Source organism: Saccharopolyspora sp. NPDC002376, assembly GCF_053593195.1.
Map to the genome: position 1 here is coordinate 40457 of NZ_JBSFBZ010000040.1, position 20201 is coordinate 60657.

The following is a 20201-nucleotide window of genomic DNA, read 5'->3' on the forward strand; positions in this document are numbered from 1 at the left end:
GGGGGTGCGCCGTGGCCGAAGGCTCGGCGGTGTGGATCGACGTTCTGCCCAGCATGCGCAACTTCGGTGCCAACCTCGCGAAGGAAGCGGCCGGAGCCGGAACCCGCGCTGGGCGGCAGGTCGGTGCCGAGCTGGAGAAAGCCGCGGGTGATGCCGGCCGCCGCGCCGGTGAGTCGATGGGATCGGGGTTGGAGGCCGCCAAGGCGCGCGCCGACAAGCTCGGCGAAGCCCTCAAGACCGCCCGCGACAAGGAAGCCGACGCCGCCGGGCGCGTGCGGGTCGCCGAGCAGCGGTTGGCCGAGGTCCGGGCGAACGGCAACGCCAAGGCGTCGCAGATCGCCGCCGCCGAGGAACGCCTCGAAACGGCGAAACGAGGCCTGTCGACGGCCTCGGACCGTGCTACGGCGGCGCAGAAGAAGTTCGAGCGGGCGCAGGCCGACGCGCAGGACGCGACCGACGCGGTGTCGCTGTCGATGGGCAAGGCCGAACGCTCGGCGGGCGGGTTCGGGTCCTCGCTGGGAAGCGCCGCCAAGACCGCCGGCGCATTCGCGGCCGGGGTGCTCGCCATCGGCGGCGCAGCCGACACCGCCGCGCGTGCGTTGGAGGCTGCGCAGCTCGGCGACAAGCTCGCCGCGCAGCTCGGCGCGACCCCGGAGATGTCCGCGGACTTCGGCCGGATCGCCGGATCGCTCTACAGCCAGGCGTACGGGGAATCGCTCGGGCAAGTCAACGACGCGATCCGCGGCGTGTGGCAATCCGGGCTCGTCATGGAAGACGCGACCAACGCGCAAATCGAGTCCGTCACGGCCAAGGTGCTCAACCTCGCCTCGGCGTTCGACCTCGACCTGGGCGAAGCGACGCAGGCCGTCGGGCAGCTGCTCAAAACCGGGTTGGCGCCGGACGCCGAGACGGCGTTGGACATCGTCACCCGCGGTTTCCAGCAGGGTGCCGACCGGTCCAAGGATTTCCTCGACACCCTGACGGAATACTCGGTGCAGTTCGCCAAGTTCGGGCTCGACGCGCAGACCGCGACCGGGCTGTTGGTGCAGGGCATGCAGGCCGGTGCCCGGAACTCGGACTTGGTCGCCGACGCGATCAAGGAATTTGCGATCCGGGCCGTTGACGGCAGCAAGACCACCGCCGACGGATTCGCCGCCATCGGCCTGTCCGCCGACGACATGGCCGCCCGCATCGCCCGCGGCGGGCCCGAGGCTACTTCGGCGCTCGACCTGGTGATGGACCGCCTACGCGGCATGACGGACCCCGTTGCACAAGCTCAAGCCGCGGTGAACCTGTTCGGCACGCAGGCCGAGGATCTCCAATCCGCTCTGTACGCGCTGGATCCGTCGCGAGCCATCGGCGCGCTCGGCCAGATCGGCGGCGCTGCCGACGCGGTGGGCGTCACGCTGCGGGACAACGCGCAGACCAGGCTGACGGAGTTCGGGCGGGCCCTGCAAACCGGGCTCGTCGACGTCCTCGGCGGCCAGGTCATCCCCGCGATCGAGGGATTCGTTGGCTGGGTCCGGGACAACTCCGCGTGGTTGACGCCGCTCGTGATCGGCGTGGGTTCGTTCGCTGGGGCGATCGCTCTGGTGAACGGCGCCATGACGCTGTGGGCTGCTCGCACCGCAGTCGTGACCGGCGCGCAGTGGGCACTCAACGCCGCCATGTCCGCCAACCCGGTCGGCTTGATCATCGCCGGGATCGTCGCGCTCGGCGCCGTGCTCGTCTACGCCTGGAACAACTCCGAGACATTCCGGTCCATTGTGGTCGGTGCTTGGGATGCGATCTCAGCGGCGGCCTTGTGGGCGTGGGAGAACGTGCTGCGCCCGGTGATTGACGCGATCGCCGCCGCCGCGACCTGGCTGTGGTCGACCGTGCTCCAGCCCGTGTTCGGCTTCATCGGATGGGCGTGGGAGACCAACCTTCGCGCCATGCAGCTCATGTGGGACACCATCCTCCGGCCAGCTTGGGACGCCGTCGCCGCGGCGGCGAGCTGGCTGTGGACCAACGCGCTACGCCCCGTGTTCGACTTCATCGGATGGGCTTGGGAAACGAACCTGCGCGCCATGCAGCTGATGTGGGTGACCATCCTCAAACCGGCGTGGGACGCCGTCGCCGCGGCCGCGTCCTGGCTGTGGACGAACGCGCTGCGGCCGGTGTTCGACGCCATCGGTGTCGGGTGGCGGGCTCTCCTGGACGGCATCAACTGGGTGTGGCTGCACATCCTCAAACCCGCCTTCGACGCGATCGGCTGGGCGGTTGATCTGGTCGGCCAGGCATTCGACCGGACGGCGATCTGGATCCGGGACGCCTGGTCGCAGATTCAGGAGTACGCGAAGGCGCCGATCCAGTTCGTTGTGGACGTCGTCTACAACCGCGGCATCTTGCCGGTCTGGAACGGCATCGCGGGAGTGTTCGGGCTCGGCAGGCTCGACGAGGTCCGGTTGGCCGGCGGTGGCGTGCTGCCCGGCTACGCGCCGGGTGTGGACTCGGTGCCCGCGATGCTCTCGCCCGGCGAGGCCGTGCTCACCCCCGAAGCCACCCGATTCCTCGGCCCGGCCACCATCCTCGCCCTGAACCGCGAGCTGTCCGGCCGCCCGCCAGGCTCCACCGGTGGGCACAGCGTCGGGCACTTCGCCGGCGGCGGCATCGTCGACGGGCTCGCCACGATCGCCGGGTGGATCCCCGGCATCGGCGGCGCGATCACCACGCTGCGCGACTTCCTCAACGGCGACGCGGCCGGCGCGGGCGGCATGTGGCGTGACCTGGTCACCAGCATCCCCCGCAAGGCCATCGAAGCGATCACCGAGTGGTTCAAGTCGGATTCCGGCGGGTACGGCGCTGTTCCGGTGGCCAACGTCGGCGCCGGGGTGCAGCGGTGGGCACCGCTGGTATTGCAGGCGCTCGCGATGCTCGGGCAGCCCGCCGACTACTTGGGCATCACGCTGCGGCGGATGCAACAAGAGTCGGGCGGGAACCCGAACGCCTTCAATGGTTGGGACATCAACGCCCAGCGCGGCACCCCCTCGATCGGCCTCATGCAGGTCATCGGTCCCACGTTCGCCCGCTACCGCGACCCACGCGCGGCGAACAACCTCTACGACCCGCTCGCCAACATCCTCGCCAGCATGCGCTACGCACTCGCCCGCTACGGCAGCCTGCCCGCGGCCTACAACCGGCCCGGCGGCTACGACTCGGGCGGCTACCTGCCACCGGGCGATTCGCTGGTGTGGAACCGGACCGGGCGGCCGGAGCCGGTGCTCACTGCTGAGCAGTGGGACACCGTCCGCCGCTACCTGCCCACCGACGGCGAGGGTGGGGCACCGCCGATCGAAATCAAGGTCTACCCGCGCGCCGACCAGTCCGAACAGTCCATCGCCACCGCGGTCCGCCGCGAACTGGCCCTCAACCTACGAATGGGGTGATCAGGCGTGGTGTCGGGCCGGATGCTCAACCAGGCGTTTCCGCAACCGGCGACGTGGACCGTTGACGGCCTGGTGCTCGGCGACGTCGACCCGGAGGGCCGCGAATGGCTGGTCACCGGCGATACCGGATGGTTCGACGGGCCCGCGCCACGGACCGAGCGCACCGCACGCAGCGGCGACGGCTCGTTCCGCGGCCGGGCCCACCGTGGCGAACGCATCATCACCCTCGAAGGTGTTTGCGCATGCCCGTCGGTGGAATCGCGGCGGGCCGCGCAACGCCTCATCACCGGAATCTGCCCGGACGGCGGTCGGCTCTACAAGCTGGTCGGCGTCGAGGGCGGGCACCGCCTGGTCGCCGACGTCGAGCTGGACGCCGCACCGAGCGCGGCGCCGATCAGCGACACCGTGTTCCGCTGGTCCATCCAGCTCGCCGCCCCGGATCCGGGGCTGTACGCGCCGTGGGAATCCACCTCCACCGGCATGCCGCTGCCCGGCACCGGCGGGGTCGATGCCACCGATCCCGGGGTGGACGCCACCGACCCGGGCGTGGACGCGGGGGAACCGGCCAACACCGGCATCGCCCGGATCTACAACGGCGGCAATGCCCCCACATCGCCGCTGCTGACCATCCGTGGCCCGATCTCACGCCCAGTCGTGCGCGCCGTCGACTCCGGCACGACGTTGTCCTACTCCGGCGAGCTCGGGCCCGCTGACTTCCTGGTCATCAACACCGGAGCGTTCACCGCCCAGGGCTACCCCGGACTGCAACCACTGCTCGGCGGCACCGCCAACCGCCGCTCGCTGTTGACCCGCGACGGCCCGTGGCCCGAAATCCCGCCCGGCGGCACCGAAGGTTTCGCCCTGACCGCCGACGCCGTGAACCCCGATGCGCTGCTGATCGTCGAGCACCGTCAAGCCTGGTACTGAAGGAGAATCGGACATGTCTGCTGTCCTCGAAGGGCTGTCGCCGTGGTTCGTCAACAAGCGCCTCGATCCGCGCGACATGCGCGCCGGGCTCGCCGCGGCGTTCGCCGGTGGCTACGACACCGCACCGGGCAACCTCACCCGCGAAGGCGGTGTGCTCCCCGGCGGTGGGGGTTCCAATGGGCAGCTCGGCGTCGTCGCGCTCGACCAACCGGGCATGGGTGTCAAGGTCATCGCCGGGCAGTGCGTGATCCCGGTGGCCGGGGAGCTGGGCTACGTCGGCACCTTGCCGACGTCCGGGACGCTCGATATCGCGCCGGCCGACCAGACCAACCCGCGCATCGATCTCATTGTGGCCCGCGTCGTCGACTCCGCGGAGGACACCGGGGCCCGCAAGTTCACCGTCGAGGTCGTCCAGGGGGTGGCGGCGGCGATCCCGTCCGAGCCGTCGGTGTCCGGCATGAACTGCGTGGTGGTGTCCGCGGTGCGCGTCAAGGCCTCCGCTACGTCGATCACGCTGGCCGACATCACCGATCGGCGCCTGTTCACCCGCGCACCTGGTGGCATTCGCTTGTCCTACAACGACAACAACCGGCCCGGCGGTGGGGCTGGGGACTTCCGCTACGACCTCACCACCCGCGAACTCGGAGTGTGGACCGGCACCGAATGGTCGGTTGCGGCCTCGGCCGCGGGCTGGAAGTCGTGGAACGCCGTGCTGAAATCCGAGTCCGACGGGAGCACTGTCAACCTCGGTACCGGCGGCAGCGTGAACGCCAAGTACCAGCTGATCGGCAAGATGCTCACGGTCCGCATGTTGTTCCGGTGGGGCAGCGGCAGCTACTACGCCGCGCCCGGCAACATCTACACCGAACTTCCGCCCGGGCTCACCAACGGCGCCGTGCACCAGAAAATCAGCTGCTCGCTGTGGGTTCCGGGTGGCCCGTCGAACAACCGCGGCGACTACATCGGACAGTGCCTCGTCTGGGAGAACAGCAGGCGGCTGTCGCCGATGTTCCCTGCTTCGCCGTCGGACTGCCGCCAGAACTACTACCGCATCACCGCAGCGGTCGGTTCTCCCGGTTCCGGCGTCCCGACTATCCCCAGCGGCTACCCCGAGGGCGGCAACGTCGCGATCTGGGGCGTCATCGAACTGCCGTAGGAGGCGATCGTGGCCGACTACCGGCAGCGCAACAGCGCACCGCGGTTCGAGGTGCTGGTGTTCCACACCCGGTCCGGGAACGTGCTGGCCGAGCTGGACTACTCGGCGCTGAGCTTTGACGAGCAGCTCAACGCCGGCGGCACCGCGTCGATCACGTGCCCGCTGGATGCCGCGACCGGCCGCGGCACCTGGGACGACCGATCCCCGGCCTACGCGCTGCGCGGCATCATCTCCGGCCCGTGGCGGTTCAGCCTCGCGATCGTGTGGGGCAACACGGTGGCATGGGCCGGGCCACTGGTCTCCCCGGTCCCGGCCATATCCGGTGTGGGGCTGAAGTGCTCGACGCTGTGGGCGCTGTTCGGGCGCCGACGGTTGATGACCTACGCCGCCGTCGACCCCGCCTCGCCGAGCGCCACCGTGTCGTTCACCGGCCGCTCGCTGGCGGGGATCGCGCAGGGCATCGTCGAGCACGCCACCGCCGAATACGGCCGGGAACTCCCGCTGGACTACCTGCCGATCACCGTCGACGGCGACCACGAGCGCACCTATCACGGCTACGACTACAAGCCCGTCGACGAGGCCCTGCGGCAACTCTCCGAAGTCATCGACGGACCCGACATCGACTTCCGGCCGGTCCTCGTGCGCACCGCCACCGGCGAGCAAATCCGCTGGCAAGTCCGCATCGGGCAACCCGAGCTCGGTGACCCAGCGGCGCCGCTGATCTGGGACCAGGGTGCCGGCCTGGTCGACATGGCATTCGACGTCGACGGCTCCCGGATGTGTAGCTACGTCGCGGTTCCCGGTGACGGGCAGGAGAACGCCAAGACCTTCGGCACCGCGTTCAGCAACGACCTGGTCGACGCCGGGTGGCCCGCGCTGGAAGACGCCAACAGCGACCACTCATCGAGCACCAACCGCGACGAACTCGACGCCTACGCCGCCGCGCACCTGCAGGCGTACAAACGCCCGTTGGTCGCACGGTCGGCCACCATCGACCCCGCCGTGTACCCCAGGCTCGACGTGTGGCGACTCGGCGACTGGGGCGAATTCCACCTGAACGACAACCCGTTCGTCGACGGCCCGCAGCGGGCCCGCATCACCGGATCGTCCTATTCGGACGGCCGGATCAAGCTGGAACTCACCGGCACCCTCGCGGAGGTGTGACCGTGCCGACGATCCCCCGCCCTGGCGGCGACCCCTTCGACGAAATCCGCAAGTTGCAGCAGCGGGTCGCCGAGCTGGAACGCCGCTCCAACACCCGGCTCATCACCAAGGACGCAGGCGGGGCCACGCTGGTCGCGCCGGACAAGCTCACCGGCCGCGGCCTGGCCCGCCCCTACATCCCCACACCCATGATCCCAACGGATGTCCCCGAGTGGCCCGGTACGCAACAGGCCACGTTCACGGGCAAGTGGGTGCAGAGCATCTACCACCAGCACCCCAAGATCACGCTCGTGGTCTACGCCGCCGCCGACACCGCCGGCACCACCGGGGAAATCCGGGTGATCATCGGCGGTGCGGTGTTCTCCGACTCCGCCCAGGTGACTGCCGTGGGCAGCAGCATCTACCAGGCCAACGCCTTCCTGTTCGGGCCCGGACTGTGGCCCGGCAACCACATGGCACCGGTCACCATCGAAATCCAGGCCCGCCGCACCGCAGGAACCGGCTGGGTCCGGCTGTGGCCCGCAGTGTGGGGAGTGGAGGCGTGATGCCCGAAATCGTCCTGCTGACGACGCTGGCCCTGGACTGGTTCGGCGGACTGCCGGTGCCGCCCGGCGTCGGCGACAACACCGGATGGGCACCACCCGCATCGTGGGACACCGAAACCGGCGGCCTGGTCGACGAAACCGGCGCCCCCGTGCTCCCGAGCGATCCACCGCCCTCGGCGTACCCACCCGAAGTCGTCGTCATCCAACCGCCCCCCGCCGATGAACAGGCACCCACCGACCCTGAAACGGGCGCCTGACCACCGCACGCACTGGGGGTGATCCGTGGATGCGGCTATCACCGCCGTGATGCAGACCGCCCCACAGCTCGGCGGTGCCGGCGCGCTGCTCGCCCTGCTGGTCTACGTCATGCGCAACGCGGCCAGCGACCGCGGCGACTACCGCTCCGCGCTCGATGCCGCCGAGTCCCGCCACGCCGCGGAGCTGACCCGGATCGCCGAGGCGCACGACGCCGAGCTGCGCGAGCTCCGCGACGACGTCGCCGCACTGCGCAAGCAACTCGACGAACTGCACCTGGCGCTCGACGTCGAACGATCCGAGCGCCGCCGCGCCGAGGACCAGGCCGCCGAGCTGGCGCGCCGCGCAAGGGGGGATGCGCCATGACGCGACGGCTCAACCGGACCCGACTACTACTGCTCGCCGTGGCCGTGGCGCTGCTGGCCTACCTCGTCGGCGCCCAGGTGCTCACGCAGGTACGCGCCAACGAGCAGTCCGACCAACGTGCACAGGCCCAGCAGCAGGCAGCGGAGTCGGCGCAGGACGCCCGCGCTGTGGCCGACCCGCTCGCCGAGCTCTGCCGCACGGATCCGAGCGTGGCGGCCCGGGTCGGCGACGCCTGCCGCATCGCGGCCGAGGTGAAAGACGACCCCGAGCCGCCGGCGGTGTCGCGCGCGGACATCGCCGCCGCGGTCGCCGACTACCTGCGCCGCAACCCGCCCCCGGCCGGACGCTCGGCGACGCTCGACCAGATCACCGCCGCGGTGGCCGAGTACCTGACCGCTCACCCGCCGCAACCCGGACGACCGCCCGCTGCCGGCGAGATCTCCGCTGCGGTCGCTGGCTACCTCGCGGACAACCCGCCGCCCGCCGGGAGCGATGGCGCCGACGGCGAACCCGGACGGCCGCCCACGGCCGAGGAGATCGACGCCGCGGTGGCCCGCTACTTCGCGGCGAACCCGCCGCCGGCTGGCCCGCCCGGTCCGCAGGGCGAACAAGGCGAACCAGGTCCGACGTGTCCGCCTGGCTACGAGCTGCGGCCTGTGCTGCTGCTCGCGCCCAACGGCGGCACCTACGACGGCATCGGCTGCGTCGACGGCCCAGTCACCCCCGGCACACCGTCCACCGAGGACGGCAAGCCCACAACACCCCCAACGAGGTGATCCCCTTGGCCCTCCCCCTCGTGTGGCTCGCCGACGTGCTGCGCGCCGCCGGGCTCCGCGTCGTCGAAACCCCCGGTTGGCGCGAACGCACCGCGTCGGGCCCGCAGCCGCGCCCGGTCGGCGTGCTCGAACACCACACCGCCACCCCGGCCAGCTACGCCCGCCCCGCGCCCACGGTGCAGATGTGCATCAACGGCCGCCCCGACCTCGACGGCCCGCTGTGCCACGGCGTGATCAGCTACGACGGCGTCGTGCACCTGATCGCCGCCGGACGCGCCAACCACGCCGGAAAAGCTCGATCATCCGGCCCGAACCCTGCCGGCGACGGGAACACGCTCTACGTCGGGTTCGAATGGGACTACCACGGCGTCAACCAGTCGCCCAGCCCCGAGCAGTACGCCGCCGCGGTGCGCGCGACGCGGGCAGTGCTCGACCACCTTGGCCGCCCTGCCGACGCCGCGCGCGGCCACAAGGAAACCAGCGTGACCGGGAAGATCGACCCCGGCCGCGTGGACATGGATCTCTTTCGAGCCGCTGTCGCCAGCGGAGACAAGGAACTCGACATGGCCACCACTGACGAACTGTTCGAGCTCGTGCGCCGATACAGCGGCGGCGATTCGGCGTTCGGCTACACGATCCCGCGCAGCCCGGAACGGGTGCGCACGTTCGCCGCGGCGATCCCCCCGAAGTTCGGGCGCGTGACCGGAAACGACGGCGAGCTGTTCGTGTCCCTGGTCGCCGGCGAGAACGTCGAGGTGCGCGAGGTCTACGCCTGCGAGGACTGGCAGGCAGACGGCAAGCCCGGCCGCAAGTACGGCTTGCAAGGTCCGTACACCCTCGTCGCGAACGACCGGCAGTCGTGGCCGATCCCGGGCGCCGCGACGCAGATCTGCGTCGTCTATCGCTCGGACTGCGACCTGTCCCTGTCCGTCGAGATCGACGCCAAGTGGAAGTGAGGCACCCCGTGTCCGACCAGCTCACCGCGTGGCTTCGCACGATCGTCCCCGCCGCCTGGTCCGCCCTCGTCGCGTACCTGGTCACGCTCGGCGCACCGGACTGGCTCGTCAATGCGCTCGGCGACGCTGGGCCGACTCTTGCAGTCCCGATGATCCTTGGAACCGTGTACGCCGGGCTCCGCGCGCTCGAACCACGCATGCCCGCGTGGCTGACGCGCATCGTCCTCGGAAGCAACACGCCGCCTATCTACAGCTCAGCTGGCGACGGAAAGTAGGAGAGGCGCCGCGCCCAACTGCGGGGCACGGCGCCCTTCGGCAGTCGTTACCGGAGTGGCAACACTTCGAGTGCTCCTGCGACAAGGCCGGCCACGCTCACGGAACCGGCCGCCCACGCGAGATTGCTACGGAAGTGCCGGAACGCCTCGCCTCGGCGGCGCTTGCTCAGACTCATCAATGCTTGAACACCAGGAGTAACCACGAGACACGCGGCCGCGGAGACCCATCCCAGCAGGAAAAACGTGGACATCTACACCCTTCCATCGTGACCAAATGCGGTTAGGAAGGGGAGGAACGACTACGGAACGCTACGCATAAAAGGGCGACCCCGAAAGTTCCCTGCCCTCAATCCTGCCAGGCGCGCGTCACACCACGATCTTGGGCTTGACGAGGTGCCGCCGACCCGGCAGCAAACGCCCCACGCCGCAACGGTGCAGGCTTCGACGCAGGGCGCATAGTCGCGGAACGGCTAACGAAGTGCGCGGAACATCAAGACCTCGTCCCGGTCATCACTGGGCCCCAGGCGCAGTGCGCTAGGCCATCGTCCAACTTCCTCCCAGCCGAGACGGCTGTAGAAATCTTCCAAGCCGGCGCCGCCCCGCACTGCGAGGTGGAGTTGCTCCAGCTTCATGCCGTCGCGTGCGGTTCTGTGAACATGGCGCATCAGGACTGTTGCAACCCCCTGGCCCCGCGCAGTGGGATGGGTTTGGAGATGACTCACGATTCCCCAGTGAGCAATGAGCGGTTTCGGGTCTCGGTGAAGGTTGACCCAGCCTGCGATCTTGTCGTGTTCCAGAGCCAGGAGCAGTCGAGAGCGGTCGGGGTGTAACCGCTTGATCAGTTCATCGGCGACGGGTGCGACGTCGTCGACGGAGATCGGCGGGAAAGGAAAGCCCACCGCTCCTCCTGCGTTGGTCACGGCCACCCAGCACTCGATCAACTGCTGGCGGAGCATCGAGGTGACAGAAGAGGGATCAGTGAGCTCGCAGATCTGCGGCGATGCGTCAACCATCCCGTCAGCATGCACCCCCGAGATCAGGTTGTTGGCCCGCGATGCTCAGCACGTCGACGACGACACCCCTGGATAGCACCTTTGGAGCAGCGCGTAAGTGGCGCCGCAAACACGTAGACGCCCCACGCCGTAGCCCTGTACGGGTTCGGCGTGGGGCGCTTCGTCGTTGCGGCCTACGCCACGAGCTCGTCGACCAAGCGCCGGAGCGGTGCCGCGAGCTCGGGGTGGTCACCCATGTCTACCCGGCGCAGCAGGCGTGCAGCGACGTAGAGCAACGCCGTGGTGCCGTTCGGGGCGTCGAGAACATCAGCGAAGGCGTCCCACACGGTCGCCGCGGTGCGGGGTGCCAGCAGGCTGTAGCAGTACAGCGACGCCGCATCGGTGCCGGCCGGGCCGCGGCCCCAGAGCTCCCAATCGAGGATGCCGAGCTCGGGTTGCAGCAGGTTCGCCCAGTGCAGATCACCGTGCACGGTCTCCCACTCCCGCACCTCGATCGACAACCCGAGCGCATCCCGGATCGCCTTTCGAATGGCCGGTTCGTCCTTGCGCATCCGCGCCGTCGGGGTCGACCTGATCACGTCGAGGCTGCGGCGCAGCTCGCCCCACCACGCCGACGGCAAATCGACCTCGATCCGTAGCGCGTCGGTGTCCGAACACCGCCGGCCGGATACGTAGCTCATCAGCTCGGCGCGCTGCCGCCGCACCTCCGGGATCTCCCACTCCGCGGAGTCGAGCACGTGGGGTTTGCGGATGCCGGTGATGGCGTTGGCGTCGGTGTTACCCGTCCACCAATCGCCTTGTGCCCACTGGATTTGCTCGGAGACCACCCGCAGCCATCGGCGGCCGTGCGGGCTGTTCGCGGGGGCGCTAATCGACCGCAGCCGCCACCCGAATACCGGCTCGCCGTCGACCTGCACTCCGAAGCGGTCGGCGGCGCGTGCGAGGTTGCTCCGCATCCACTCGGCGAACTGGCGGTCGGCCTCGGCGACCTCGGCGGCGGTCGGGCTCATCAGTCGACGATGTGCCGGAGGTAGCTGTCCGGGTTGGCCAGGTAGCGGCGCCAGTGGTCGACGAGTTCGAGCTCGTCCCACTTAATCCGCCGGAACCCGTGCTCACCCACTTCGATGATGTCCGCGCCCGGTGTGGCGGCCAGGATCGGCGAGTGCGTCGCGCACACCACCTGCGCGCCAGTCTTGCCGAGCTCGTGCATCAGCCCGACCAGCCGCAGACACGACGTGAACGACAGCGCGGCCTCGGGCTCGTCCATCACGTAGAAACCGGGCTTGGCGAACATCGCCCGGAACACCGCGAGAAAGCCCTCGCCGTGCGACATCTCCGCGGTGTTGTCCTCCCAGTAGCCCGACACCCCGCCGAGGTTCTCGGTCATCTGGAACGCCGTTTCAGCGCGCAGGAAAAAGCCTTGCTTCTTGGTGCGGGGGCCGCCGAGCATCCGCGACCCGGCCGCGGTCGTTTCCAGGGTCAGCACTTCGCCGAGCGGGGTCTTGGTCGGGTTCGGGCGGCCCCGCAACGCGGCGAGCCGACCGCCGTAGGAATCGAGCTTGAATCCCTCGGCGATCGCCTCGACGAGCGTGGATTTACCCGAGCCGTTGTCGCCGACGAAGAACGTCACCGGCGCCTCGAACCGCAGCCCCTCGTCGAGGAGCTCGGCCACGCACGGCACCGTGAACGGCCACCGGCCACGCTGGGCGCGGCCGGGCCGGTTCGCCTCCCTGACGTAGGCGCGTCGGACGAACACAGGGCTCCTAGGCGTCGTAGTTCGGCATGCACCCGCCGTTGGGGCCGCATGGCCCGGTGCCGTGCGGCCAGCAGGACGGGTTGCAGGCCGGGCCGCAGTTCGGCCCACACTGAGGGTCGCACGCCGACCTCGGCCGAGTGGCGAAGGCGGTCCGTAGTGTCTCGCCGACCTCGCCCGCCCGTGTCCCGGACAGGATCTCGGCGAGCGCACGTTCACGCACGTTGCCGACCGGCATCCAGCGGGAGAACACGCACGGCCACACCTGCCCGGTCGGTGAGATCGCGATCTTGCCATCGCCGCAATGCCCGCACAGCTGATCCAGCCCGGCCGCGCCGGTGCGCACCCCGCGCCCGACCTGCCGCAACCGGTCGGTTCCGATCTCGCTCACCCCCAACTCGCGCAGCTCGGCCACAGCCTGGTCGCTGCGCTGCCCCTCCCAGAGGTTCACCACACCCACCCGCAGCGGGATCGAGCGCCGCAGCGCCTCGACGATGTTGGCCTTGGTCCGCTCGTAGGTCGGCCGCCGGGTGATCACGGCATGCTCGCCGGAGTCGGTGGAGTAGTACGACGTCGCCAACCGCACGCCCGGCTGGGTGAGCACGTCCCACAGCACCGGGTGGATGCTGACCATGTTGGTGAACACCTCGACCTCAACGCCGCGACCGAGCGCGTGGTTGATCAGCGCCGGTAACGCCGGGTGCAGGGTCGGCTCGCCGCCGATGAACTGCACCATCCCGGCGCCGAGCTCGGCGGCCTGGTCGACGACCCGCCGCCAGTCGCCCACCTGCATCACACCATGGTTGCCGGTCGGGCCGGACTCGGCGTAGCAGTGCGTGCACTCCAGTTGGCATTTCCCCGTGATTTCCAGCCACACAAACGAAATCCGTTCGTCCACAGTGAACCTCCGAACTCGTTCTTGCCCTGTCCGTCCATTCCACTTGGTTGGTCCGCGTGCCCCGGTGCCGTTCGGGGGCCGGCACCGGGGCGGTTTCCTCGGGGAGCGCCCCCGGCGCGGGCGGGTTGGTTGCGGCGCCGTTGCCGCGCGTCGACCCCGCTGCCGCAGGCCCGGCCAAGCCGAGCTCAGATCACCGTCAGCAGCGCCTCGCCGGGGGCGGAAATGGATGGCCGGGTGGCGCCGAGGGGCCGTCGCCTGCCCGACCATCCGGGGTGCCCGTCCGCCCTGGGGGTCAGCGGAGCGGGCACGTGGTTTCGGCGGGGGACCAACCGGAAGGCTTCGGCCGATGCCCCGCCGAGCTCTACAAGTTCTGGAGCCCGACTAGGAGATGGCGCAACGTCCACCGGTGGGACGCCATGAATTCGGCGTCGTCGAACGGCAACCCGGCCTCAGCGGGTGGCAGCAGCCGCGTTTCCACCACCGCGAGGTCGTCGGCCAGGTCCCCACGCATCACCAGCGGCTCGCGAAGCCGGTGCCGACCACCGGGCTCATCCTCGGCGTCGGCCTCGGCGAGCAGCTGCTCAACCGTCAACGCACCCTCGCCAGCCCCGGCGTGTTTGCCCTGCTCGGCGAGGTAGCGCGCCGCCCACCATCCGGTGAGCACTAGAGCAACCGCGGCGGCTGCAATCAGCACGGCGATCACAGGATCGCCCTTCCCATGTCGAGCTGGGCAACATCGTGTTGTTGCCTGCACTCCGGGCACCGCTTTCCCGTGGGCGTGCCGGATTTCAGCAACGCGTGTACCCCGCACGCGGTGACGACGACCAGCTGCCCGTCGAACGACTCAACGGTGGGGATCTCGGGCACGTCGTGGCACATCGTCGAATCTGTTCGGTCGACGGCGTAGGGCACGGCCGGCTCCCGCTCGATTCGTGGCGAAGCGGGCGCCTTCGCCTGCTGGGCCAGCTCGACGGCGATGAAGGTGCAGGCTTCGCACGGCATTCCGACTTGGCCGCAACGTTCGAGATCACGGACCTGCGCTGTCGCTCCGCACAACGCGCGCACTACGTCGCCGGTCTGGTCCGCAGGCCAGGCGTGCACAACGCGTTGGGTCGCGGTTCCGGTTGTCCGGCGGGCGAGAATCACGGTCATGGCCGTACCCCGCCCCGAACCCGCAGGATCTCGGCCCGGCAGTCGCCGCACTCCGCCATGCTGATCCAGTCCAGCGGTGACGACTCATCCAGGTTGACCACCACGCCGCACACTGTTTGGCACTCGGCCTCTTGGCCGTCCCAGCGGCGACCCCAGAACGCATGACGGGTGCCTGCTCGCACCCCAGCCCCGTCGCCAACCTCACCGGCTGCCGGTACCTGTTGGTCGGGTACCGGCAGCCAGAACACCCGGTGGGTGTGTGGGCTGGTGGGGCAGCTGTCGACCGTGCTCATACCTGGAACGTATGAGCGGTGATCTTCGGTCGGGTAGGACGCTTTGTCCTACTACCCGATCAGCTCACTCCGAGCGTCGAGGCCAGGTTCCGAAGCACACTCGACCGCTGTTTGGTGGTGTGCAGCAGCTCGCGCACAACGACCTTCGGCAACTGCTGGTGCTTGGCCCAGTTCGGCGACGACTGCACCGCTGTGGCCATGAGCGGCAACGCCGTTTCGGGCTGGCCGAGGCGAACATGGGCAAGCGCTCGATCGGCAAGGTGCCGGCAGTGCGCCATCGTCGGCAGTGCGGCGCCTTGGCTCGGCATCGTCGCCGCGGCGGCTACCGCCCGGTCGTAGTCACCGAGTGCAATGTGAACATCGGCGGACTGCATCGCAATCAGCGACGGCCCGAACGTGGTGCTGTAGTCGTTGCGGTCCTCGCCGAGCCGCCGGGCCACCTCGGCGGCTGCGTCGAGGTAGTCCCGTGCTGCGCCGCCGTTCCCGGCTCGCGCCGCGGCGTTGCCGGACTGCATCAGCAGGGAACCGTAGGCCGACAGGTGCGGAGCCGGTGCGGACCCGTCCGGCTCGATGTTGGCTGCGGCCCGTTCGGTCAGCGTCATCGACTCGTTGTAGCGACCGGAGACCATGAGCTGCCACGCCAACGATCCCTTGACGGTGGCGTGCATCCAGGGGTCGTTACCCTCGGCGGCGAGCCGCACAGCCCACCGGGTGGCCGCCGATGCGGCGTCGTTGTGCCGGAGATGCATCAACGTCGACCCCGCAGCCCACAAGGTTCGGGACAGGGCGTAAGCGAGCGGCGCCCGGTCGGGCAGGTTCGCGGTCGCGTACCCGGCGCGCAGCCCGTAGATCAAGCTCGGGAGGGCCGCGGCAGCGGCATCGTGGTCCCCGGACCAGTAGATGCCCCACGCGTACACCTCGGCGCGCTGCGCGTCGTCGACGCCGAGTGGGTCGATGTCGGCCGGCGGGCCGATCAGGTCATCAAGGTCGGTGACGGCGTGCCGCAGCTCCACCGCGCCCTCATTCGGTGCTTGGTCCGGGATACGGGCGGGGCCGATCAGGTCGGCCAACGTGGTGTCCAGGGCGAGGGCGAGCTTGTGCAGGTTCTCGACCCTGGCAGTGGTTCGGGTTCCCTGTTCGAGCTTGCGCACCAGGTCGACGGACACCCGTGCCTTATCGGCGAGTTCCTGTTGGGTATAGAGCTTGCCGCGTAGCTGGCGGATGCGGTCGCCGATCGGCTGGTACGGCTCGGGGAAGCTACCCATGATCACCCTCGATTCGCGGAGTCGGGGTTTCTCGCGGAATGCCCCCGGGGGCCAGCCGGGGGCGTCATGACCTCCGCGAGAAGGTGCACCGCCAGGGTAGCGACCAATCGATCAACTGACGAACCTCTCTAACTGGGCAGCGCCGGGCCCTGCCCACCCGAAACCAACCGTCCATTGTGTCCTTAACTGGGGGCAAATTGGGGGCAGCGGCGGCTAGACGACGCTATGAGCCGCTAGCCGCCACGCCCCCAAAACCACCTCCTACCTGCTCGTATGCCAATCCGGCTATCCATCGCTAAGTCTCGCTATACCCCCGAAACCGCTCTCCTAAAGCGGGTGTCGCAGGTTCGAATCCTGCCGGGGGCGCTTCATCATTCCGACAGGTGCGACTAGCACATCGAGCACGCCGCGGTGCCCGACGCACTCTGCGACTTCCCCGCGATCACCCGCATCGACTAGATACGACCGCCAGTAGCGCGCCTACACCCGCCAACAGTGCTACAAGCGTAGGGTAAAAGCCTACGGAGGTGACAGCCATGGCGCGTGCTCCCGCTCGGGTACCTCCTAAGCTTCTTCGCCGACCGATCCGTGTCCTGCGCCCGCAGGATGCTGGCGCGGTCTACGCCCATCCACGCCCCGAAGTCGCCCGCCTCACCCGCGCCGGAGCGCTGCACCAACTCGCCACCGGGTACTACGCGGCGGTGCCGGATGATCAGCTCGGCCGCCACTGGCTCCCGGAACTGGAGGCTGCTGCACTCGGCATCGCCGCCGCCAACGACGGCATCGATTCGGTCGCACTCATAGGACTGTCCGCAGCACGAGTGCACGGCGCGATTCCACGCGGGCTCGCAATCGCCGTCGTCGCTGCAGCCCGACGCAGACCAGAGCTGCAGTTGACCGATCGCGACGCCACTGTCGTGTTCGTCCGCCGCGACGTCGCCGCGCTCGACGTCCAGCAACACGCCACCGAACTAGGCCGAGGTTGGGTCACGACGGTCGAGCAGACCCTCCTCGATCTCGCCGCCCGCCCCGAGCTCGGCGGCCTACCAGAGGAAGCCCACGCGGCAGTTCAAGGACTGCTCCCCCGCGCCGACCACGACCTGCTCCACGAGCTCGCGACCAAACAACGTCGACGAGCAACCCTCCAACGCATCCTCGAAGGCAGTTGACCATGCTCAGCCCCGATTACGGGCCGTCCGGCGTGAGTACCCGGGGCTCACCTGGCGCCCTCCGATGACAGCAGTCCGCGAAGTCGAACCGGCTGTCCTCGTTGCCCCAGATGGCACAACCGTGCGTATCCAGCTACTCAACCGCACCGGGTATGCGCCTTGGCCGACCGAACACCGAGAGCTGGTCCAGCGCTATTCGGACGCACCGCCAGCCACCCTGCGGGTGCCTACCTGCGAGTCCTTCGCAGCCTGGAGGACAACTGCGTGGGTAGACCGCGCAGCATCTCGCGACCTCTACGACTCTGGCTGCTTGCAAACATCGGAGCACTGGATCCGGCCGCAGCGGACCTGTTCAGGAAGTACGGGCCGACGAACAAGAGGCCAACAGCCAACCAGTTCGTCACGCCTCCTGACGAGAACACCTGGCGACGTGAACTAGCCGGGCAAACGCGGCTGCAGATCACCGCCGGCGAGGCACTGGACAACGTCCGGAACGCGTGGCAGAAGATCCAAAACACATAGCACGACAACGGGGCCGTCGAGGTTCAGCCCCTCGACGGCCGCGCCCCGGCACCCATCGTCTGCCCGCTCTGCACCACCCCCCGAACCCCTCCACCGCTGCCTCACGTCGCAAATGGACCGCCGAGCATGAGCAAGCCCAACCCCCGCAAGGGGATCGTGCGGGTGGACTACCCGAACTACCACCGCTACCGGATCGACGGGCGGTGGGCGATTAGGGTCACCACCGCTTGAAGGGCATCCCGAAGGACGACGCGTTGAAGCGGTGGGGGGCCCGGCTCGTTGCCGAGCACGCGGTGGAACACATCTACGACGTCAAGCGGATGATCAACAACGGGGGCAACGGTCCCCGAGTGCGTATCCCTGTTCGACGACGTCACGCGCCCGGGGGCCGGTAGTCGAACTCCTTCGACACGGCCTCGTCGACCTCGGCAGGAGTCATCAGGACGACGGTATCGGTGCGAGCGGCACCGGAGCCGCTGACGGCCAGTCCGATCGACGCCGCCGAGGCGTTGTCCGGCAGGTCGACGATGAGGTAGGTGTCGTAGTCGCCGAAGGCGAAGTAGAACGACTCCAACTTGCCGCCGAGCTTGTCCGCCACGCTCCGAATGGCGTCCACCCGGGCCGTGCCGCCTTTCTTGCGCAGACCCTTGACACCCTCGGTGGTGTAAGCCGCTCGCACCAGGTACTTAGTCACTTCGATCACGCCCTCGATCCATCGTTCGTAGGTACCAATTGCAGGTCGTCGAGAAGCATGGTGCCGTCGATGGGATGTGCGCAAACGCTCTACCCCAAATGGGCCCGAAAGCCGAACGACGCACCAATGATCCACAGTGGAGTTCGAAAGTGAGAACCCGTCCGCCTATCGTCCGCTACCGCGACGGCCGTGCCCTGGTCGACCGGGCCAAACCGGCCAACAATCCGGTGATGAACGCGCGTGCCGTGCGGCGCGGTTCGACACGGGCGAACCGGCCGGCGACCCGACTCATCACCGACTCGAAGATCGACTGCCATCCGGCGGGGTCTACGCTGGGGTCAGCGGCCACCGCTTGGTCTTGAGTTGTCCTCACAAACACCATGATCATCGGTGGCCGCACCTGTGTTTCCAGCACCCCTACCAGCAAGATCACGATCTACTGCTGGCGTACTAGCATTTGGTCGCATTCAAGGCAGAGTGGAATCACTTTCATTTCTTCCTTGCTGAGCTGAGCAAGTCTAGCTCCACATCGACTGAAACCCTCCCCCTGGCAGGACCGAATCCGATCCGGGCCGAGACTCGGAAAGCCGACACCAAAAGTGGGCAAACTAGGTATTTGGTCCCTGTACTGCGCGTCCTGCTAGAGCCACAGTGCAGATGGTCTCGTTGAATCGATAGGTTCGCCGACTTGTAGTCACGGTGACGGGTCGCCCACCAACGATAGGGGTGCACCGGAACACCCTTACGCCCGAAGGTGAACAGCCATGATTCGCCGTTTGACGCTTTTGGTCACGCTTATAATGCTTCCATTGGCACTCGTAACGCCGACGGCCGCGGGAACCGCGAAGCAAGAGTCAGTTGCCCCTGCAGCGCAGGCTGCCGGATGCCCCTTCACGTTCATCGGCCTGCATGGACTCAACGAAGACAGTTCCTCATCCACCATCCAGACCGCTTGGACCCAGTTCAACTCATTAGCAGAGAAAAAAGGACTCAAATCCACAGCTGTATTCCTAAAACATCCAAAGCTGACTTTTCCCGAATTTTTCAGCCAAATTATAGATGCGCGAAGTCGCGACCCCATTTCGCGCGCCACGGACGACCTCAACAATGCTGCGATTGCCGCAGCTAACGCCTGTCGCCCGGCGCGCCTCGTTCTTGTTGGCTATTCGGAAGGCGCATGGATTATCGATCAGTGGATACACAACAATGCCGAGTCGGCTCAGGTGTCTCAAATCTCAGCGGTGCTCGTGCTTGGCGACCCGCAATGGAACAACGGAGATCGCGGACAAGGACTTGCGCAAAGGGTCAACATGGGAATCAATCCCTACATACCCCCGAAGCCACTAGGGGACCGTTTTACATCGCTATGCCTCCCTCGTGATCCAGTATGCGGCGAAGGATATGGCAATGATATTGTCAGCCAATTCAGAGACGCTCGAAACTTGCAAAAATCTTGCGGGATCCATTGTTCGTACACAAAAAAGGCAATTCAAAGCGGTGTGCAAACTTTGGTAACCAATGCCTCGGGAAAATGAATGAGGGGCCTGGAGCATGCGGACGTCGGGCGGCGCGCAGCCTTTCCGGCGATCCTACG

Annotated in this window: 21 protein-coding genes, 1 tRNA gene and 1 pseudogene; 14 read left to right on the top strand and 9 right to left on the bottom strand. The window is 68.2% G+C overall.

What is annotated here, in order from left to right:
• Nucleotides 1-11 precede the first annotated feature (11 nt).
• From ACWCO2_RS24475 to ACWCO2_RS24520, 10 genes are read left to right on the top strand one after another with little or no spacing between them, the layout of a single operon-like run.
• Entirely contained in the window at nucleotides 12-3428 is a 3417-nt protein-coding gene (locus tag ACWCO2_RS24475; protein ID WP_450130090.1) for a phage tail tape measure protein, read from the top strand.
• Nucleotides 3429-3434: 6 nt separating this feature from the next.
• Nucleotides 3435-4355, top strand: coding sequence for a hypothetical protein (locus tag ACWCO2_RS24480; RefSeq protein ID WP_450130091.1), 921 nt, complete (start codon nucleotides 3435-3437; stop codon nucleotides 4353-4355).
• A 13-nt stretch (nucleotides 4356-4368) separates the two neighbouring features.
• Nucleotides 4369-5511 (top strand): hypothetical protein, encoded by a 1143-nt coding sequence (locus ACWCO2_RS24485; RefSeq protein WP_450130092.1) that lies wholly within the window; start codon nucleotides 4369-4371, stop codon nucleotides 5509-5511.
• A 9-nt stretch (nucleotides 5512-5520) separates the two neighbouring features.
• On the top strand, nucleotides 5521-6675 hold the full coding sequence (locus ACWCO2_RS24490; RefSeq protein WP_450130093.1) for a hypothetical protein: 1155 nt from the start codon (nucleotides 5521-5523) through the stop codon (nucleotides 6673-6675).
• A gap of 2 nt (nucleotides 6676-6677) precedes the next feature.
• On the top strand, nucleotides 6678-7220 hold the full coding sequence (locus ACWCO2_RS24495) for a hypothetical protein (RefSeq protein WP_450130094.1): 543 nt from the start codon (nucleotides 6678-6680) through the stop codon (nucleotides 7218-7220).
• Nucleotides 7220-7477, top strand: coding sequence for a hypothetical protein (locus tag ACWCO2_RS24500; RefSeq protein ID WP_450130095.1), 258 nt, complete (start codon nucleotides 7220-7222; stop codon nucleotides 7475-7477). Before ACWCO2_RS24495 ends, ACWCO2_RS24500 begins: the two co-directional genes overlap by 1 nt.
• A 49-nt stretch (nucleotides 7478-7526) precedes the next feature.
• Nucleotides 7527-7841, top strand: coding sequence for a hypothetical protein (locus tag ACWCO2_RS24505; RefSeq protein WP_450130096.1), 315 nt, complete (start codon nucleotides 7527-7529; stop codon nucleotides 7839-7841).
• Nucleotides 7838-8617: a hypothetical protein gene (locus ACWCO2_RS24510; RefSeq protein ID WP_450130097.1), complete on the top strand. Its 780-nt coding sequence runs from the start codon at nucleotides 7838-7840 to the stop codon at nucleotides 8615-8617. The genes ACWCO2_RS24505 and ACWCO2_RS24510 overlap by 4 nt, the downstream gene beginning before the upstream one ends.
• 5 nt (nucleotides 8618-8622) lie before the next feature.
• Entirely contained in the window at nucleotides 8623-9573 is a 951-nt protein-coding gene (locus tag ACWCO2_RS24515; RefSeq protein WP_450130098.1) for a peptidoglycan recognition protein family protein, read from the top strand.
• An 8-nt stretch (nucleotides 9574-9581) separates the two neighbouring features.
• On the top strand, nucleotides 9582-9848 hold the full coding sequence (locus tag ACWCO2_RS24520) for a hypothetical protein (protein ID WP_450130099.1): 267 nt from the start codon (nucleotides 9582-9584) through the stop codon (nucleotides 9846-9848).
• 470 nt (nucleotides 9849-10318) lie between these two features.
• On the opposite strand, the gene ACWCO2_RS24525 is transcribed toward ACWCO2_RS24520, so the two are convergent.
• From ACWCO2_RS24525 to ACWCO2_RS24560, 8 genes are all read right to left on the bottom strand, one after another.
• On the bottom strand, nucleotides 10319-10861 hold the full coding sequence (locus ACWCO2_RS24525; protein ID WP_450130100.1) for an N-acetyltransferase family protein: 543 nt from the start codon (nucleotides 10859-10861) through the stop codon (nucleotides 10319-10321).
• A gap of 173 nt (nucleotides 10862-11034) precedes the next feature.
• Entirely contained in the window at nucleotides 11035-11871 is an 837-nt protein-coding gene (locus ACWCO2_RS24530; RefSeq protein ID WP_450130101.1) for a phosphotransferase, read from the bottom strand.
• Nucleotides 11871-12617, bottom strand: a complete 747-nt coding sequence (locus ACWCO2_RS24535) for an AAA family ATPase (protein WP_450130102.1) — start codon at nucleotides 12615-12617, stop codon at nucleotides 11871-11873. The genes ACWCO2_RS24530 and ACWCO2_RS24535 overlap by 1 nt, the downstream gene beginning before the upstream one ends.
• Before the next feature lie 7 nt (nucleotides 12618-12624).
• Nucleotides 12625-13512, bottom strand: coding sequence for a radical SAM/SPASM domain-containing protein (locus ACWCO2_RS24540; RefSeq protein WP_450130103.1), 888 nt, complete (start codon nucleotides 13510-13512; stop codon nucleotides 12625-12627).
• 361 nt (nucleotides 13513-13873) lie between these two features.
• A complete protein-coding gene (locus ACWCO2_RS24545; protein WP_450130104.1) occupies nucleotides 13874-14206 on the bottom strand; it encodes a hypothetical protein in 333 nt (110 codons plus the stop codon).
• 5 nt (nucleotides 14207-14211) lie between these two features.
• Entirely contained in the window at nucleotides 14212-14664 is a 453-nt protein-coding gene (locus ACWCO2_RS24550) for a hypothetical protein (protein ID WP_450130105.1), read from the bottom strand.
• Nucleotides 14661-14957, bottom strand: a complete 297-nt coding sequence (locus ACWCO2_RS24555) for a hypothetical protein (RefSeq protein ID WP_450130106.1) — start codon at nucleotides 14955-14957, stop codon at nucleotides 14661-14663. Before ACWCO2_RS24555 ends, ACWCO2_RS24550 begins: the two co-directional genes overlap by 4 nt.
• A 59-nt stretch (nucleotides 14958-15016) precedes the next feature.
• A complete protein-coding gene (locus ACWCO2_RS24560; RefSeq protein ID WP_450130107.1) occupies nucleotides 15017-16222 on the bottom strand; it encodes a helix-turn-helix domain-containing protein in 1206 nt (401 codons plus the stop codon).
• A gap of 275 nt (nucleotides 16223-16497) precedes the next feature.
• Between ACWCO2_RS24560 and ACWCO2_RS24565 the strand changes: the two genes are divergently transcribed.
• The 3 genes and pseudogenes from ACWCO2_RS24565 to ACWCO2_RS24575 form a co-directional block, all read left to right on the top strand.
• Nucleotides 16498-16588 (top strand) — tRNA-Ser (locus tag ACWCO2_RS24565).
• Between the two features lie 170 nt (nucleotides 16589-16758).
• On the top strand, nucleotides 16759-17391 hold the full coding sequence (locus ACWCO2_RS24570; protein ID WP_450130108.1) for a type IV toxin-antitoxin system AbiEi family antitoxin: 633 nt from the start codon (nucleotides 16759-16761) through the stop codon (nucleotides 17389-17391).
• Nucleotides 17392-17422: 31 nt separating this feature from the next.
• Nucleotides 17423-17830 (top strand): annotated as a pseudogene (locus ACWCO2_RS24575) (nucleotidyl transferase AbiEii/AbiGii toxin family protein); the annotation flags it as partial.
• Nucleotides 17831-18286: 456 nt separating this feature from the next.
• Here ACWCO2_RS24575 and ACWCO2_RS24580 read toward each other — a convergent pair.
• Nucleotides 18287-18616, bottom strand: coding sequence for a GYD domain-containing protein (locus ACWCO2_RS24580; RefSeq protein ID WP_450130109.1), 330 nt, complete (start codon nucleotides 18614-18616; stop codon nucleotides 18287-18289).
• A 755-nt stretch (nucleotides 18617-19371) separates the two neighbouring features.
• On the opposite strand from ACWCO2_RS24580, the gene ACWCO2_RS24585 reads away from it, so the two are divergent.
• Nucleotides 19372-20142, top strand: coding sequence for a cutinase family protein (locus ACWCO2_RS24585; RefSeq protein ID WP_450130110.1), 771 nt, complete (start codon nucleotides 19372-19374; stop codon nucleotides 20140-20142).
• Nucleotides 20143-20201: the final 59 nt, after the last annotated feature.

Bases quoted from the DNA above. Each gene is read 5' to 3' on its own strand.
- ACWCO2_RS24505 (WP_450130096.1), top strand. From the start codon at position 7,527: ATGCAGACCGCCCCACAGCTCGGCGGTGCCGGCGCGCTGCTCGCCCTG.
- ACWCO2_RS24500 (WP_450130095.1), top strand. From the start codon at position 7,220: ATGCCCGAAATCGTCCTGCTGACGACGCTGGCCCTGGACTGGTTCGGC.
- ACWCO2_RS24485 (WP_450130092.1), top strand. From the start codon at position 4,369: ATGTCTGCTGTCCTCGAAGGGCTGTCGCCGTGGTTCGTCAACAAGCGC.
- ACWCO2_RS24560 (WP_450130107.1), bottom strand. From the start codon at position 16,222: ATGGGTAGCTTCCCCGAGCCGTACCAGCCGATCGGCGACCGCATCCGC.
- ACWCO2_RS24510 (WP_450130097.1), top strand. From the start codon at position 7,838: ATGACGCGACGGCTCAACCGGACCCGACTACTACTGCTCGCCGTGGCC.
- ACWCO2_RS24555 (WP_450130106.1), bottom strand. From the start codon at position 14,957: ATGAGCACGGTCGACAGCTGCCCCACCAGCCCACACACCCACCGGGTG.
- ACWCO2_RS24570 (WP_450130108.1), top strand. From the start codon at position 16,759: ATGGCGCGTGCTCCCGCTCGGGTACCTCCTAAGCTTCTTCGCCGACCG.
- ACWCO2_RS24525 (WP_450130100.1), bottom strand. From the start codon at position 10,861: ATGGTTGACGCATCGCCGCAGATCTGCGAGCTCACTGATCCCTCTTCT.
- ACWCO2_RS24585 (WP_450130110.1), top strand. From the start codon at position 19,372: ATGATTCGCCGTTTGACGCTTTTGGTCACGCTTATAATGCTTCCATTG.
- ACWCO2_RS24530 (WP_450130101.1), bottom strand. From the start codon at position 11,871: ATGAGCCCGACCGCCGCCGAGGTCGCCGAGGCCGACCGCCAGTTCGCC.
- ACWCO2_RS24550 (WP_450130105.1), bottom strand. From the start codon at position 14,664: ATGACCGTGATTCTCGCCCGCCGGACAACCGGAACCGCGACCCAACGC.